Source organism: Flavobacterium sp. UM26 (assembly GCF_057922445.1).
In genome coordinates, this window is the sequence record NZ_JBVHCY010000002.1 from 68810 (window position 1) to 84459 (window position 15650).

Annotated in this window: 15 protein-coding genes; 6 read left to right on the plus strand and 9 right to left on the minus strand. The window is 33.5% G+C overall.

The features are described from left to right. Window positions 1–51: 51 nt before the first annotated feature. From ACZ1AQ_RS02685 to ACZ1AQ_RS02700, 4 genes are all read right to left on the minus strand, one after another. Window positions 52–717, minus strand: coding sequence for an HAD family hydrolase (locus ACZ1AQ_RS02685; protein ID WP_489631409.1), 666 nt, complete (start codon window positions 715–717; stop codon window positions 52–54). A gap of 88 nt (window positions 718–805) precedes the next feature. Next, window positions 806–1519, minus strand: coding sequence for a tRNA threonylcarbamoyladenosine dehydratase (locus ACZ1AQ_RS02690; RefSeq protein WP_489631410.1), 714 nt, complete (start codon window positions 1517–1519; stop codon window positions 806–808). Between the two features lie 569 nt (window positions 1520–2088). Continuing rightward, complete coding sequence (locus ACZ1AQ_RS02695) at window positions 2089–2745, minus strand: TatD family hydrolase (RefSeq protein ID WP_489631411.1); 657 nt, start codon at window positions 2743–2745, stop codon at window positions 2089–2091. Next, the gene (locus ACZ1AQ_RS02700) at window positions 2746–3348 is read right to left on the minus strand and encodes a DUF1684 domain-containing protein (protein ID WP_489631412.1); all 603 of its coding nucleotides are present in this window, start codon (window positions 3346–3348) and stop codon (window positions 2746–2748) included. A 93-nt stretch (window positions 3349–3441) separates the two neighbouring features. On the opposite strand from ACZ1AQ_RS02700, the gene ACZ1AQ_RS02705 reads away from it, so the two are divergent. From ACZ1AQ_RS02705 to ACZ1AQ_RS02715, 3 genes are all read left to right on the plus strand, one after another. Next, window positions 3442–4659: an MFS transporter gene (locus ACZ1AQ_RS02705; RefSeq protein WP_489631413.1), complete on the plus strand. Its 1218-nt coding sequence runs from the start codon at window positions 3442–3444 to the stop codon at window positions 4657–4659. A 135-nt stretch (window positions 4660–4794) separates the two neighbouring features. Further along, window positions 4795–5151: a BlaI/MecI/CopY family transcriptional regulator gene (locus tag ACZ1AQ_RS02710; protein WP_489631414.1), complete on the plus strand. Its 357-nt coding sequence runs from the start codon at window positions 4795–4797 to the stop codon at window positions 5149–5151. 5 nt (window positions 5152–5156) lie between these two features. Then, entirely contained in the window at window positions 5157–7031 is a 1875-nt protein-coding gene (locus ACZ1AQ_RS02715; RefSeq protein ID WP_489631415.1) for a M56 family metallopeptidase, read from the plus strand. A gap of 201 nt (window positions 7032–7232) precedes the next feature. Here ACZ1AQ_RS02715 and ACZ1AQ_RS02720 read toward each other — a convergent pair whose 3' ends face one another. The 3 genes from ACZ1AQ_RS02720 to ACZ1AQ_RS02730 form a co-directional block, all read right to left on the minus strand. Further along, window positions 7233–7784, minus strand: a complete 552-nt coding sequence (locus ACZ1AQ_RS02720; protein WP_489631416.1) for a hypothetical protein — start codon at window positions 7782–7784, stop codon at window positions 7233–7235. A gap of 2 nt (window positions 7785–7786) precedes the next feature. Next, window positions 7787–8491 carry a hypothetical protein gene (locus ACZ1AQ_RS02725; RefSeq protein WP_489631417.1) on the minus strand — a complete coding sequence of 235 codons (705 nt, stop codon included), beginning with the start codon at window positions 8489–8491 and terminating at the stop codon, window positions 7787–7789. A 62-nt stretch (window positions 8492–8553) separates the two neighbouring features. Further along, window positions 8554–9150, minus strand: coding sequence for a DUF2589 domain-containing protein (locus ACZ1AQ_RS02730; RefSeq protein ID WP_489631418.1), 597 nt, complete (start codon window positions 9148–9150; stop codon window positions 8554–8556). 256 nt (window positions 9151–9406) lie between these two features. Here ACZ1AQ_RS02730 and ACZ1AQ_RS02735 point away from each other — a divergent pair, with 256 nt between their 5' ends. The 3 genes from ACZ1AQ_RS02735 to ACZ1AQ_RS02745 all read left to right on the plus strand — a co-directional run bounded on the left by ACZ1AQ_RS02735 (window position 9407) and on the right by ACZ1AQ_RS02745 (window position 11881). Further along, window positions 9407–9835 (plus strand): hypothetical protein, encoded by a 429-nt coding sequence (locus ACZ1AQ_RS02735; protein ID WP_489631419.1) that lies wholly within the window; start codon window positions 9407–9409, stop codon window positions 9833–9835. A 749-nt stretch (window positions 9836–10584) separates the two neighbouring features. Further along, on the plus strand, window positions 10585–11253 hold the full coding sequence (locus ACZ1AQ_RS02740; protein ID WP_489631420.1) for a sensor histidine kinase: 669 nt from the start codon (window positions 10585–10587) through the stop codon (window positions 11251–11253). After that, window positions 11237–11881: a response regulator gene (locus tag ACZ1AQ_RS02745; protein WP_489631421.1), complete on the plus strand. Its 645-nt coding sequence runs from the start codon at window positions 11237–11239 to the stop codon at window positions 11879–11881. Before ACZ1AQ_RS02740 ends, ACZ1AQ_RS02745 begins: the two co-directional genes overlap by 17 nt. Window positions 11882–12005: 124 nt before the next feature. On the opposite strand, the gene rpsA is transcribed toward ACZ1AQ_RS02745, so the two are convergent. Both rpsA and ACZ1AQ_RS02755 read right to left on the minus strand, forming a co-directional pair. Next, window positions 12006–13781 (minus strand): 30S ribosomal protein S1, encoded by a 1776-nt coding sequence (gene rpsA, locus ACZ1AQ_RS02750; protein WP_489631422.1) that lies wholly within the window; start codon window positions 13779–13781, stop codon window positions 12006–12008. A gap of 427 nt (window positions 13782–14208) precedes the next feature. Continuing rightward, window positions 14209–15585, minus strand: coding sequence for a nucleoside permease (locus ACZ1AQ_RS02755; protein ID WP_489631423.1), 1377 nt, complete (start codon window positions 15583–15585; stop codon window positions 14209–14211). Between the last annotated feature and the right edge of the window lie 65 nt (window positions 15586–15650).

Here is a 15650-nt window from a genome sequence, read left to right on the forward strand (position 1 = left end):
AAGTTAGTGCCTCAAATTTACAAATAAGAAGCTTTTGATTTGTTAATTTTATTATAATTTGAAACCGAAATTCGATACTGTTTTTGCATCAATTGCATTAAAATCGTTTATCACAATATCTGCTGTCACCAAATCTTGGTCTTTAGAATGAAAACTCTGATAACCAACACAGAAAATGCCAGCGGCATTGGCTGCTTTCACTCCATTGGTACTGTCTTCGATTACAATACAATTTTCCTTTGGAGCAGTTGACAAACTCGCAGCGTGCTCAAAAATAGCTGGATGCGGTTTGGATTGTGGAAAATCTTCACCACTCACAATATGAGAAAAATATTGATGTAAATTGAAACGAGTAAACACTCTATCAATCGTAACTTTTGAAGCTGATGAAGCAACAATTAATTGCATTCCGTTTTGATGCAAATCTTTAATCAAATTTTCAACACCATCCAATAAAGTCAAATCTTCTTTGGTATCAAAGGCGTCATTGAAACGGTTGCGTTTTTCTTGAATCAAATGTTCTACTTCTTGTTGTAGATTAAACTGATTTTTCAAAAATTGAAATGTATTGCGAGTCGAAAAACCAGTAAAAGAGGTATACATTTCCTCGGGAACGGTAATATTTAATTCGTCAAATAATTGATAATAGGCATAACGATGAACAGGCTCTGTATCTACAATTACACCATCCATATCAAAAATTACAGTTTGTATCATATTTTTTTAAGTTTCTAAGTAGCTATGTTTCTGAGTCGCTTTGTTTGTATTGAACTAATTACTAATTACTAAGTACTAAGTACTAGGACTAATTCTTCAGTAAATAACGAATAACAGTCTCGGCAGCGTGCAATCCAAAAAGACCTGGCATATAGCTATTGGTTCCGTAAAATGATTTTTTAAAATTGGAGCCATCTGTTAATTTCAAGCTTGTAGGGTCTTGAATCTCTGAAGAGAAAACGACTTTCAATTTGAATAGCTTATGTTCTTTCAGACGTCTTTTGATGGTACGAGCAAAACTACAATTGATGGTATTTGAAATATCTGCTACTTTTACTTTTGATGCCTCCATTTTGCCACCAGCACCCATACTGCTTATAATTTTTACTCTATATCTTCGAGCACCTAAAATTAAATTGATTTTTGGAGTAACGCTATCAATACAATCTAAAACATAGTCATAGTCGTTGTTTACAATTTCGAAGGCTCTCTCAGGTGATAGAAATTCTTGCACTCTGGTAAGATTGAGTGCTGGATTGATGTCCATTAATCGGTCGCCAACCACAGTTACTTTGGGTTGCCCTACAGTGGAATGTAAAGCTGGTAATTGACGATTGATATTGGTAATGTCTACCACGTCTCCATCAACAATGGTCATATTTCCTACGCCTGCTCTTGCCAAAAACTCGGCGGCAAACGAGCCTACTCCTCCTAGTCCTACGACTAATACCTTAGCGTTTTGTAATTTTTGTAATCCTTCGGCTTTAAATAAAAGCTCGGCTCTTTCTGTCCACTCTGCCATATTCTTTGTTTAAAGTTATTCTTTGTTATTTTTATAGTTTTCCTACAAAGTATTTTTATTACTTAGTATTTATTTTAAATTTATATAACATACCTACAAGGCTTTGAAAACCTGTCAGGAAGTAAAAAATGCTATTCTCCTGCAAGGTCTTTTTCTGACCTTGTAGGTATTTGCATTCAAGAAATATACCTACAAGGTTTTGAAAACCTTGCAGGAAGTAAAAAATGTTATTCTCCTGCAAGGTCTTTTTCTGACCTTGATAGGTATTTGAAACCAAAAAACAGACCTACAAAATTTTGAAAACTTTGCAGGAAATAAAAAATGCTATTCTCCTGCAAGGCCTTTTTCTGACCTTAAAGATATTTGAATTCCAGAAATATACCTACAAGGTTTTGAAAACCTTGAAGGAAATAAAAATATTTGAAATCCCCAATCTTCCCTTCTAGCCCCGGTAGGAGCGGCATCCTTTGCTTTTTTTCTTTAAAAAAGCAAAGATATAGCGGATAACGGGACTTTGCTGGCTAAAATGCCTATTTTTTCTGCTCCTAAAAAATCATTTTATTCTAAAATCAATCGAGAGTTAGTCCAAAAACTCGCTTACTATTTGCGTTGATTTGTTGCTGTATGGTTTCAACGGTTATGTTTTTGTATTGGGCGGCCAAAGCGTAGACTTCTTCGATTCCGTTTTCGATAGTATCGGTTTCTAAAAAGAACTGATGGTCTGGAACGTTTTGAAAAACGCTTGCCAAGGCTGGATTTTGAACCAAATACTTCCCAAAGGACAGATAAAATCCGTTGTTGAGTAATGATTGCGCCACGGTTTCGTTCTTTGAGAATCCGTGAATGAGTAGCGGAACGCTGATTTTTAGTTTCTTGCTACTAGCTATTACTTCCTGATAGGCCGCCACGCAATGAATCACCACGGGTTTGTTGTACTTTTGTGCCAGATGCAATTGTTGCTCAAAAACGGCTTGTTGTAACTCGAACGGAATGGTAATTCGCTTGTCTAAACCGCACTCACCCAAAGCCAAACAATTAGAATCTTGGAGTTGTTGCTCGATGATTTCTAAATCGCTTGCTACCCGTTCCTCCACAATATACCAAGGATGAATGCCTATGGAATAATAGGAAAAAGAGTTCTTGAACTCGTTTGGATACTGATTAACCAACTCGATTCGGTTGTGATTTTGGGTGGCTTTGTGCGTATGTAAATTGAAATACTTCATTTAGTCGTGAAACTTTTTTACTCCTGCATTTATGGCTACTGGCAAATCATTTTCAAGCGGCACTATGGGACAAGAATATTTGTGATTATAGGCACAATATGGATTGTAAGCCGTATTGAAATCAATAAAAATGGTTTCAGTTGTTGGGATTTTCAAATCGATGTAGCGTCCGCCTATGTAACTTTCTTTACCGCAAGTCAGGTCAGAAAAAGGTAAAAACAAGTAGTCTACATATTCTTTCTTTTTAGAAAGTTCGATGTTTTGATAAATATTGAGCACCAAAGCTTTTCCGTCGATTGTGAAATGCGCTTCTCCAAATTTAACATACAAAGGCTTTCTTGACGTAGAGGTTTTCATTTCGAACACCTTCTCATTCGGCGTACGAACGAAACGAGCTTCAATTTGCAAGTTGGGATTGTAAGGAAAAAAATCTAAACTCTTGAAAACGGCTAAATCCTCTTTGAGTAAAGGACTTTTTTCGGGGGAAGCATATTCTGCATTGAGTTCTTTTTGGAATTTTTCGACGGCTTCAAGACCTTTTTGAGCTTGTCCGAAAGTCCAATTTGAGCAAATAATCATCAATACCAGAAGTGCTTTTTTCATCTTTAATTCGTTTTTGGCAAAAATAACTTAAAGTTATCAGCCAGCAAAGCGCTTCCAATCAAAGTTACTACCTTTGGCAAAACGAAAAAAAAGATGCTGACCACTGCCATTCAACGCTATTTTGATAATTACCGAGGATTTTCGAGAGAAATTTGGATACTAACTTTGATGACTTTTATCAATCGAGCTGGAACAATGGTGTTGCCTTTTTTGTCCAAATACTTGAAAGAAGACCTTGGTTTTTCGTTTGAACAAGTCGGTTGGATTATGGTTTGTTTTGGGTTTGGCTCTATGTTGGGTTCTTGGTTAGGTGGCAAACTCTCTGACAAAATAGGGTTTTACAAAATAATGATTTTCAGTTTATTTACTACTGGAATATTGTTTTTTATTGTGCAATATGTAACCTCCTTTTGGGGATTGTGTTTCAGTATGTTTTTTATTATGTCTATAGCCGATATGTTTCGACCTGCAATGTTTGTTTCGTTGGGAACCTATGCCAAACCAGAAAACAGAACAAGAGCCTTGACATTGGTGCGATTGGCTGTTAATCTTGGTTTTGCAGCTGGACCAGCACTTGGTGGTTTGATAATTATGGGAATGGGGTATCAAGGATTATTTTGGGTAGATGGTGCTTCGTGTATTGTTTCTATTTTAATTTTTGCCCTTTTGGTAAAAGAAAAGAAAAGCACTATCGACAAAGACAAACTGAAAGAAATCAATGCTACAAGAATATCTGTGTTTAAAGACACGGTTTTTTGGATTTTCTTGTTTGTGTGTTTCATCACGGCGGTCTTATTTTTTCAACTATTTACTACTTTGCCTTTGTACCACAAAGAACAATTTGGGTTGACTGAATTTCAAAGCGGATTGCTATTGTCGTTGAATGGATTGATTATCTTTTTTCTAGAAATGCCTATCGTAAGCGCTTCCCAACGCAAAAACGTGAACAAACTCAAAATCATTCTTTGGGGCTGCGTTTGTATGTCATTTAGTTTCTTAGCGTTGTTGTTCAATTTTTGGGTGGGCTTTTTAGTGATTAGTTTACTGTTTGTCACTTTTGGAGAAATGTTCATTTTTCCTTTCTCGAATTCTTTTGCTTTGAGTCGAGCTCCCAAGGGACACGAAGGTCGTTATATGGCACTTTTTACGATGAGTTTTAGTTTGGCGCATATCGTTAGTTCCAAAACAGGAATGGATATTATCAGTCGATTTGGCTACCAAAACAATTGGGTTTTTATGGCTTTCTTGGGTGCGATATCCATTTTTGGTTGTGTTTGGGTGATGCGATTGGTTCGCAAAGAAAACCAATAACTCCTTATTTTACTGCATTTTGCGATAGTTTTTTTTTTAACTAACTTAAAATTTAGTTAAATAACTATATTTTTAGTTTGTTAACTACAAAAATAGTTGTAGGTTTGTTTTGTCAATACATCAAACCTAATCAAGATGCAAAAATTAACCAACAAGGAAGAAGAAATTATGCACATTTTATGGAAGCTTAAAAAAGCTTTTGTAAAAGAAATACAAGCAGAAATCACCGAAGAACAACCCCACTACAACACCCTTTCTACCATTGTCAGAAATCTAGAAGAGAAAGGATATGTATCGCACAACGCTTTTGGAAATACGCATCAATATTTCCCTGTCGTTAAGATTGAAGATTATCGCAAGAAATTTATGTCGAATGCCATAGAAACATTTTTTGGCAGTTCCTACAAGAATATGGTATCGCAATTCGCGAAAGAAGAAAAAATATCTGCTGACGAGTTACGAGAAATATTAGCGATGATTGAACAAAAATAAGCGTTATGGAAACCATCTATATCTACTTACTAAAAGCAAGCGGTTTGATTGCCTTATTTTATTTGGCTTACTATTTCTTGCTTCGAAAAGAAACCTTTTTTACAGCCAATCGCTTTTTCTTACTCGCTGGACTTGGAACAGCTGTGGTACTTCCACTGTTTTACATTACCAAAATTGTTTGGGTAACCCCTACTCCACTCACTTTTCCTATTTCAGAACTGCCACTACAGCAAGCCGCTCCTGAGGAAACCTTTGAAATAAATTGGTATTTGACTGCTATTGCCATTTACATAGTAGGCTCTGCTTTGTTTTTTATCAAATTCGGAATGGATTATTGGAGTTTGAATCGCGTGTTATATAAAACGAAAGCACAACAACAAGCCGACTTCAAACTGATTGATGTTCAGGAGAAAATAGCACCGTTTTCGTATTTCAACACGATTGTTTTCAACTCTTCTTTGTATTCGCCATCAGAATTGCAAAGTATTTTAGAACACGAAAAAGTGCATAGCGAACAGCATCACACCATAGATGTTTTGATTATTCGCTTTTTTAGTATCGTATTTTGGTTCAATCCTTTTATTTGGCTGTACCAAAGAGCCATACTACAAAACCTTGAGTTCATTGCTGATAGCGAGGCGACTAAACGACTTAACGACAAAAAGGCCTATCAAATGGCACTTGTAAAAATAACAACACACGAAAATTGTGTTGCCCTTACCAATCATTTTTATCAATCATTAATCAAAAAACGAATCGTTATGTTAAACAAAAATCAATCAAAAAAATGGAATTCTTGGAAGTATGTGCTGATACTTCCTGCTTTAATCGCTTTTGTGTTTATCTTCCAAATCAAGGTTTTGGCACAGGAAAAAACAGTAACACACACTACATCATCCAAAACAACAACTGAAGATATCATCTTGGTTATTGATAAAAACACTACTGATGCCAAGTTAAAGCAAGAAGCACAATTACTAAAAGACCTGCACGGCATTAACCTAAAAGTTTCTAAAGTTAAGCGTAATGCTAATCAAGAAATTACAGGAATCAAAGTGCAATTTGATGACAAAAACGGTAACAAAGGAACCAATCAAGTAGACAGCGACCGTCCGATTTCACCTATCACTTTCATAAAAAGTACCGATAGCAACGGAAAATCAAGTATCGGATTTTATACTGGAAAAGCCAATCCTAATGGAAAAATAAATAAAAGAATTGTTATAAATTCTTCAGACGACGAAGAATCAAACTTTGCTTTTTCTTTTAGTGGTGACGAGGATGATTTAACTCCACCTGATGCACCAAGTATTCCTGATGCGCTTGATCCGCTTAATGAAGCTCCAACTTCTATTTATCAAAAAGTGCCACCTTCTATTCATTCCCCTTATAACCCAACATCTCCAAATACACCCTATGCTGTTGTAAAAAAGACAATTTCCATAAAGAACAGTAAAACTATGGATAAACCAATTATCTATATCAATGGAAAAAAAGTAGATGTCAATATGGAAGAATTAAATTATAAATTAGACCCTAATTCAATTGAAAGAATGGATGTTTATAAAGGCGACATATCCATTGAAAAATACGGAGACGATGGCAAAAACGGCGTTATCGCAATTACAACTAAAGACGGAAGAACTGAAGTCAATGTTGACAAAATAATCAAAAGAGCTCAAGCAGATGTAGAGCGATCTTTTAACGAAAGAGAAAATATGCAGGCCGAAATGGAACGTGCTAGAAAGGAAATGGAATTATCAAAAATTGAAATGCAAAAGGCAAAAGCCGAAATTGAAAAAGCCAAACAAGAGATCCTAAAAGCCAAAAAAGAAATAGAAAAAGCTAAAGCTGAAAACCAAAAAAAGCAAAAAATCTAACAAAATCATACTATTCTTCATCAATGAGCTCGAAAATATCGGGCTCATTTTTTTTACATCAACAATAGCAAATAAAAAAATCAAATTTGCGAAAGAAAAAAAGACAACCCCAAAATAGTTTTCACTTTGGGGTTGTATAACTTTTACAAACTTATGTAGTATCTTCTTTTTCATTCCTTTCTAAAAAAAATTAAATTTCGATCAAAAATCTTCAAGATTAATTTCCTCTGCAATAAGCATTTGAATATCAGACATAATTAGCATCGTTTTTAATTTTATTGCTCCTGCCTTCAATTGTTCATTCGACAGTGTAAATTTCCAGATGGTATCTACAAAATTTTCGAATGGTTGATTGGCGTCGTATTTTATCACTTGTGCCTGACTAATAATCAGTAATAGTTGCTTTACCAATTCTCTACACTCATCAACTTTTAATTCGAAAGGTTTCAATACAGTCAAAACTAAACTCTGCAAGTCGTACAATATTTCTGAAGCAGCTTTCAATTGCGCTTTCTTAAAAGAAATGCTTTTATTGTCAGAAAATCTTGGAATCAACAATTTACTATACAAACCCGACAATTCCGAAACTTCACTGATCGAATAAGTACTAAAAATTTCTTCGTTTTTTTGAATCCATGCCGCTAACTTTTCTACAAAAAAAGGATCTTTATTTTCTAAGCTTCTTGTTATTTTTGGAAACTCTAATAAATTGTTTTTCAGAACACTAACTAGATTCAATGTTGATTTTTTCATCGCTATTCTGGTAATAATTTTGATTCAATTTCTCCTTTAGCATTTTCGGACCTACTCCACTCCATACCATTCTCAGAAATTTTTAATTTAATGAAGATTAAGTTTTCAGATTTAAGTTCTCTTAATTTATTAGCTTCAACAACTACATTAAGATTCGCCAAAGCCTCAACTTCTTTGCTAATAGTAATTTCTTTGGTTAAAACGGTAATCAAGTCTCTAACAATCAAATCATAATTCATTTTGGCTAATACTTCTTTATTTACCAAAGCATATTTTTCGATTATTCTTAAAAAATATACTACGATTTCTTTTGAAAAACCCGAAACAGGATCGTAACTGTTAACTAATTTGATTTGCTTTTCCAAAAGAGCTACTTGCTTGGCTGTTTCTGTTTGCAGTAATTTAGAGGGTTCTTTTGTTATTTTTAAGACTCCAAATTTTTCTAAAAGAAAACTATATACCAAAGTGTTAATCTTAATGCTATCAAAACTAATTACAGGAGGTTTAGAAACGGCTTCAATTTCATCTAAGGCAATAGGAATTGTCATTTCGACATCATCAATTCGCATTCTTGGAATTGAAAAATGTTTTAAATAATCATGTTTTGCATATTCTTCAGCCAATTTCACAGTTTGAAGGTCAGACATTATTTTAGCATTGGTAAAACTAGCCACAATACTTCCTAGGTAATCATTCAATTTTATCATAGTTATTTTATTTTTAAATAGATTGGCTACCCCAACAAGACAGCCAATCTATTTTAATATTATTACTCGTTTACACTCGTAATGCTATCTTCTAGCATAGTTAAGATTCGATCTAATCCTGCAGGAATTTCATCATTTACAGCACGAACGTGAACCCCTAAATTATAAGTTTTCTCTACATTGGAACCTGTAACCGAAGTTCTTTTGTAAGAAGCAGAAGCTTTGAAATTGACAATTTTGTAATTAATTCCTAATTCAGCACTTGCCGCAAACTCACTAGAAACACTCTTAGTTTCTGTAGAAGTAAGTTTAGCATTAAAATCAATTGTCATTTCCTCGATTCTGATGCTTGGAATAGACAACATGGTTAAGAATGGAACTTTAATTTCCACTTCTTTATCTAAAAACTTAATACTATTAGGACCCGATGTTGCCGTAGGATCATAATCTGGATTGGGAACTGATTTTGAATAGTTAAAATCTACATAGCGAAGTTTCTTTGGATCTGATGCATTAGCACCATCCTCAAAACCAATAGATTGAATAAAACTAACTTGAGCCATAGAGGCTGCGTTTTGTGCTTGAACAGCTGCTTGCAATGGTCCACCAATGTAAACACTAAAATCTAAACTATTCAATTCTGCGACTAAATTTGACATACTTGTTATTATTTAAAAATTTAACTCCTACTCTATTATGAAGGTTTTTCAGATTCCACCTCTCCATTTTGTGCACCAAATGGATTGATACAAAGTTGAGTCATAACAAGTTGGTACAAAAGAGTAAACACACCCTTTTTTAGTTTTGAATTTACCCCAAAAAAAAGGGGAAATTTCCCCTTGCCCTATCCTTTGAATTGAGATAGTTTTGCCTTATTACCTTTAATAAAAAATTAACCTTAACTAAAAAATCATTATGGAACAAAAACAACGAAAACCAAAACAACTTATTACCAAGGAATTTGCTAAATTGCTCAATGAAAACTATAACAAAACCAGATACCCTTTGATAAAAGAAGCAATTAAAAAAGAAGATGCAAATGCTATTTGGTTTTCAATCGAGGAATTAGAAAACTATATTGCTTATATCAAAGCTGAAGCAAAAAAGCAAAAAGGTGAAATCGACGGAATACGCTTTCATTTTGGCGCCTATCCCGAAGACAAGGCATATGCTGAAAAAGCAGGATTAACAACTATTTTTTTAGCACCAACTGGGAAAAAGAAAATCAAAAAAACAACAGAGATCGCCAAGATGGAAAAATCAACTGAAAATGATGACTCCTTAAATATTGCCCCATTAAATTATGGCTCAATTGGTAATCCTCCTCCAATCACTTATATCTAATAGATGTTTGAAGATTTAAGATTTTATATTATTTATTTAGCTTTATTATCTAGTATAATAGGAATTCGTTTCTATAATAAATTACCAAATAATAAAGCTAAATCTTTATTGTATATTATTGTATTTTCGTTTCTGACAGAATTTGTAGGCAAATATTTCACTTCATGGACAGGATTAATCAATTTTTCTGTCTTTAATTTCTACATGCTTGCTAGTTTTAGTGCCTTTATCATTTTACTGTATGCACTCTTACAAAAATCAACATGCAAAAGAATCGCAATTGGTTTTTTAATCATCTTTCATTTATTCTACTTTTTTAATCTTTATTATTTTCAATATCAAAACGATACCGTATTCACCAATAGTTTCGCGCTTGGGGTAATTTTTGTTTTACTTCTATCGTGTTGTTACTTCGTAGAAATCTTTAACTCCGAAAAAATCCTCAATTTCAAGAAATCCATTTACTTTTGGTTCATCCTTGGAGTTTTACTTTTTCATGTCCCTTTCCTACCTTTTATGCTAGCCATAAAATGGTTTTTAATAAAGAATGATGAATCAATATTTAGTCTAGTGCTGTTTATATTGAATCTTTTAATGAACAGCTGTTTTATCATCGGATTTTTATGGAGCGAAAAGAGATACAATTATTAATTATTTCACTAAGCATAGTATTCTTTACTTTAATTGTAATACTGCTTACGTTGTTCTTCTATTTTTCAAAGAAAAAAAATTCTTTTTTGATTGAACAAATGAAGTCCAAACACTACTTTCAATCCGAACTAGTAAAAACAAGGATAGAAATCAAAGATCAAACCCTGTCAGAAATTAGCAAAGAACTTCATGATAATATTGGACAAATTTTATCGGTTGCCATAATGCAGCTCAACTTATTCTTACAAGATGAAAAAAAAATTGTCAAACCCAAAGAACTTAATGATTTAAAAGATATTATTGCCAACGCGTTAGATGAAATTAGAATATTATCGAGAATAATTAATAAAGAGAATACCTTACAATGTAATTTTATTGAGGCTATACAATTAGATTTAGACAAAATTAAAAAGCTAAAAAAAATCAAGTGCATCTTGAACTGGGACGGTATTTCACCTCAAATAAATTTTGAACACGAATTGTTTATTTACCGAATTTTTCAAGAAGCTATTCATAATAGTTTAAAACATTCTCATAGTGAAACCTTTGAGATCACAGTTCAAACCTCAGACGAATACTTTCTATTAACCTTAACTGATTTTGGAATTGGCTATGATACCAATGAATTGTCTTCCGGATCTGGATTGAATAACATGAAACTAAGAGCACAGCTTATTGGAGCTACAATAGCAATAAATTCTAACAGTAATGGAACCTCAATTAAGTTAATCTATCCTTTAACCCCAAACCATGAAGACTACCAATAAAATAATTATTGTAGATGATCATCTACTGTTTTCCCAATCACTAAAACTATTGATAAACAGTTTTGAAGATTTTGAAGTAGTAAACAGCTTCGAAAATGGTAAAGAATTTATAAATCATCTTCAAGAAAACCCCGATACTTTAGTCGATTTAGTGCTTTTGGATGTGAATATGCCTATTTTGGATGGATTAAGCACCATTAAATGGATAAAGGAAAACCAGCCCAATCTTAACGTTATAGCACTCTCAGTAAACAATGATGATGAAACCATTATCAAAATGATTACCAATGGAGCCAAAGGATACTTATTAAAAGATACTAGTCCTAAAATTTTTCAAGAAGCCATCATTGCGGTAATCGAAAAAGGCTATTATTTTACGGAGCTAGTTTCATCTATTTTAATAAATCGAATTGATAGTGATAGCAAAAAAATCATCTTAAAAGAAAAAGAGCTTATTTTCTTAAAACTAGCTTGTAGCGAAAAAACATATAAGGAAATCGCTGACGAAATGTGTCTAAGCCCAAAAACAATCGATGGCTACAGGGAATCCCTATTTGAAAAATTAGAAATCAAAACCAGAATTGGATTAGTATTGTATGCCATAAAAAATAAAATTGTTTTTATCTAAACTACTCCATTTTTTACTAGATTTTAAATAAATCCGTCGTTCAAAATTACCTCAAACAACCGCTAACAATTCCCAAAAAAAAGCCTCGCAATTGCGAGGCTTTTATATATAAAAAATCTAGAAATTATTTTTTCTCTGATTTTTCCATTTTAGCTTTCAATGCAGCTAACACATCATTGTTATCTCCTAAAGTTGCAGCTGGTGCATTAGTAGAAGCAGATGCATTATTTTCAACAGCAGCTTTCACATTTTTCTCTTCTTCTTCACGGAAGATAGCAGTGTGAGAAGCAACTACTCTTTTGAATTCTTTGTTGAATTCAATTACTTTGAAATCTGCAGATTCACCTTTTTTCAATTTCTTACCGTCTTCTTTTTCAAGGTGACGAGTAGGAATGAAAGCAACGATATCATCTCCAAATTCTACAGTAGCTCCTTTGTCAACGATTTCAGAAATTTCACCATTGTGGATAGTTCCTACAGCGAATGAATCTTCGTATTGATCCCAAGGATTAGCAGTAGTTTGTTTGTGACCTAAAGATAATTTACGTCCTTCAACATCTAACTCTAATACAACTACGTCTAATTTTTCACCAACATTTACAAACTCAGATGGATGTTTGATTTTCTTAGTCCAAGAAAGGTCAGAAATATAGATTAATCCATCAATTCCTTCTTCTAATTCTACGAAAATACCAAAGTTTGTAAAGTTTCTAACGATACCTGTATGTTTAGAACCTACTGGGTATTTAGCAGTGATATCAGTCCATGGATCTTGAGTCAATTGTTTGATACCTAATGACATTTTACGGTCATCTCTATCCAAAGTTAAAATAACTCCTTCAACGATATCTCCTACTTTTACGAAATCTTGAGCAGAACGTAAGTGAGTAGACCATGACATTTCAGAAACGTGGATTAAACCTTCAACACCTTCAGCTACTTCAATGAAAGCACCGTAATCAGCAATAACTACTACTTTACCTTTCACTTTGTCACCAACAGTTAAGTTAGCATCTAAAGCATCCCATGGGTGAGCGTTTAATTGTTTCAATCCTAATTGAATTCTTGTTTTCTCATCATCGAAATCAAGGATTACAACGTTTAATTTTTGGTCTAATTCAAGAACTTCACTTGGGTGGTTGATTCTACTCCAAGAAAGGTCAGTAATGTGAATTAATCCATCAACACCACCTAAGTCAATGAACACACCATAAGAAGTAATGTTTTTAACCACACCTTCTAATACTTGTCCTTTTTGTAATTGACCGATGATTTCTTTTTTCTGTACTTCAATATCCGCTTCGATAAGCGCTTTGTGAGATACTACAACGTTTTTGAATTCGTGGTTGATTTTTACCACTTTGAATTCCATGTTTTTGTTTACGTATACATCGTAATCTCTAATTGGTTTAACATCAATTTGAGATCCTGGTAAGAATGCTTCAATTCCGAAAACATCAACGATCATACCGCCTTTAGTTCTGCATTTTACAAAACCAGTAACGATTTCACCTGTTTCGTTTGCAGCAATAACTCTATCCCATGATTTAATAGTACGTGCTTTTCTGTGAGATAATACCAATTGACCTGTTTTGTCCTCACGGATATCAATTAATACTTCTACTTTGTCACCAACTTTTAAATTTGGGTTGTAACGGAATTCATTTAATGAAATAACACCTTCCGATTTAGCATTGATATCAACGATAACGTCTCTATCTGTAATTCTAACAACTACTCCTTCAACAACTTCTTCTTGGTCTGTAGCGATGAAAGTTTTTGATACTAGTTCTTCGAATTCTAATAAGTTTTTCTCATCTACTGCATCGATACCTTCTTCGAAGTTATGCCAGTTAAAATTTGCTAAAAACTCTTCTTGTGATTTTAATTGTTCAGACATGCTGATAAAAAATTTGTATTCTGTTTTTCTTGAGTTTCTTGATGCGAGAGAAAAAACAGAAGTTGTTTTACATAAATAGTTGATACCTAAAGGAAACTCTTATTCACCAAAAGGTGTGCAAAAGTAAAACATTTAATCAATATGGCAAAATATTTATCCCCAGATATAGCCCACAATCAGTAAAAGCTACAATTAAATCATATTGAAGCGAAAGAATCAGCATTTCTGTCAGCATAAATCCCACTATTCGTTACACCCGAGCGATAGCGAACTAACGAAGTAACCTTTGTAGACTCCCACCCGTACACAAAGGATTTTTACAACTATTGAGGCTAGTTGACTTACAACAGATAGCATCTAGCATCCATAATAAAAATCCTAACAAGTCAACACCTGTTAGGATTTACATTATATTGCAATCTAAAAATTAATGACTTACGTTTTCTACTTCTTTCGGATGGTGCTCGTGTTTGAACAACAAAGCAAATGCAATAGCAATAATCAAAGAATAAATTGCAAAAGCTAACCAGATTTGATGCCAATCCTTCATTAATAAAACCGAATCTAATGCACCATCAACAGACACTTTTTTTCCTTGAGCACCTATAAACTCCATCATTTTAGGATTTGTAGTTTCGGTTTGTAAAAAACCAGCTAATTCAGTTGTAGTTTTAAATGACTTCGTAAAAAACTGATCAATAGCCCAACCCGAAGTAAAACTTCCTAAAATAGCTCCAATTCCATTAGTCATCATCATGAACAAACCTTGAGCAGAAGCACGATTTTTTGAATCCGTATTCGTTTCCACAAACAAAGAACCTGAAATATTAAAGAAATCGAACGCCATTCCGTAAACCACACAAGATAAAATAATCATCCACAAACCATTTACTGGGTCGCCAAAAGCAAAAAGCCCAAAACGCAACACCCATGCCAACATACTAATTAACATCACTTGTTTGATACCAAAGCGCTTTAAGAAGAATGGAATAGCTAAAATAAATAAGGTTTCAGATATTTGAGAAATAGACATTATAATTGTAGAATATTTCACTACAAATGAATCTGCATATTTTGGAAAGTGCTTGAACTCATCTAAAAACACATCCCCATAAGCATTTGTTAACTGCAAAGCTGCTCCCAAAAACATGGAAAAAATAAAAAATAAAGCCATTTTATAATTGGCAAACAATTTAAATGACTCTAGTCCCATCAGCTCCATAAAGGAAGCATTTTCTTTGGTTAAATTCTGCGGTTTACATTTTGGCAACGAAAAAGAATACAATCCTAAACCTATAGCTGCAATTCCAGCAATATAAAATTGGTATGCAGAGGCCTTATTGCCGGTTAAATTGGTAATCCACATCGCTACAATAAACCCTACGGTTCCAAAAACACGAATCGGAGGAAAATCTTTAACTACATCACAGTTATTCAACTTTAATGCATTGTAAGAAATCGAGTTACTCAAAGCTATGGTTGGCATGTAACAACACATCGCCAAAAGCATCACATATATAAAATTATCTGGAGTTGTAATTTGAGGCAAATAAAATAAAACCAAAGCATACAAAATATGCAAAACACCATAAAGCTTTTCGGCATTAATCCATCTATCGGCGATAATTCCTGTAAGGGTAGGCATAAACAAAGAAGCGATTCCCATGGTGCTGAAGACTAATCCAAATTGTGTCCCGTCCCAGCTTTTTGTGCCAAACCAAAAATTGGCAATAGTAATGAGCCATGCTCCCCAAACAAAAAATTGAAGAAAACTCATTATAATCAATCTAATTTTAATTCCCATACAGTCGAATTGAATTATTAAAAAAAAGTAAGCGGTAAATCTACTATTTTAAAAAGATATTTACA

Excerpts from the sequence above, each read along its gene's own strand:
- ACZ1AQ_RS02695 (WP_489631411.1), bottom strand. The coding sequence starts at position 2,745 with ATGAAGTATTTCAATTTACATACGCACAAAGCCACCCAAAATCACAAC.
- rpsA (WP_489631422.1), bottom strand. The coding sequence starts at position 13,781 with ATGTCTGAACAATTAAAATCACAAGAAGAGTTTTTAGCAAATTTTAAC.
- ACZ1AQ_RS02685 (WP_489631409.1), bottom strand. The coding sequence starts at position 717 with ATGATACAAACTGTAATTTTTGATATGGATGGTGTAATTGTAGATACA.
- ACZ1AQ_RS02740 (WP_489631420.1), top strand. The coding sequence starts at position 10,585 with ATGAAGTCCAAACACTACTTTCAATCCGAACTAGTAAAAACAAGGATA.
- ACZ1AQ_RS02755 (WP_489631423.1), bottom strand. The coding sequence starts at position 15,585 with ATGGGAATTAAAATTAGATTGATTATAATGAGTTTTCTTCAATTTTTT.
- ACZ1AQ_RS02690 (WP_489631410.1), bottom strand. The coding sequence starts at position 1,519 with ATGGCAGAGTGGACAGAAAGAGCCGAGCTTTTATTTAAAGCCGAAGGA.
- ACZ1AQ_RS02720 (WP_489631416.1), bottom strand. The coding sequence starts at position 7,784 with ATGAAAAAATCAACATTGAATCTAGTTAGTGTTCTGAAAAACAATTTA.
- ACZ1AQ_RS02745 (WP_489631421.1), top strand. The coding sequence starts at position 11,237 with ATGAAGACTACCAATAAAATAATTATTGTAGATGATCATCTACTGTTT.
- ACZ1AQ_RS02705 (WP_489631413.1), top strand. The coding sequence starts at position 3,442 with ATGCTGACCACTGCCATTCAACGCTATTTTGATAATTACCGAGGATTT.
- ACZ1AQ_RS02710 (WP_489631414.1), top strand. The coding sequence starts at position 4,795 with ATGCAAAAATTAACCAACAAGGAAGAAGAAATTATGCACATTTTATGG.
- ACZ1AQ_RS02715 (WP_489631415.1), top strand. The coding sequence starts at position 5,157 with ATGGAAACCATCTATATCTACTTACTAAAAGCAAGCGGTTTGATTGCC.
- ACZ1AQ_RS02735 (WP_489631419.1), top strand. The coding sequence starts at position 9,407 with ATGGAACAAAAACAACGAAAACCAAAACAACTTATTACCAAGGAATTT.
- ACZ1AQ_RS02725 (WP_489631417.1), bottom strand. The coding sequence starts at position 8,491 with ATGATAAAATTGAATGATTACCTAGGAAGTATTGTGGCTAGTTTTACC.
- ACZ1AQ_RS02730 (WP_489631418.1), bottom strand. The coding sequence starts at position 9,150 with ATGTCAAATTTAGTCGCAGAATTGAATAGTTTAGATTTTAGTGTTTAC.
- ACZ1AQ_RS02700 (WP_489631412.1), bottom strand. The coding sequence starts at position 3,348 with ATGAAAAAAGCACTTCTGGTATTGATGATTATTTGCTCAAATTGGACT.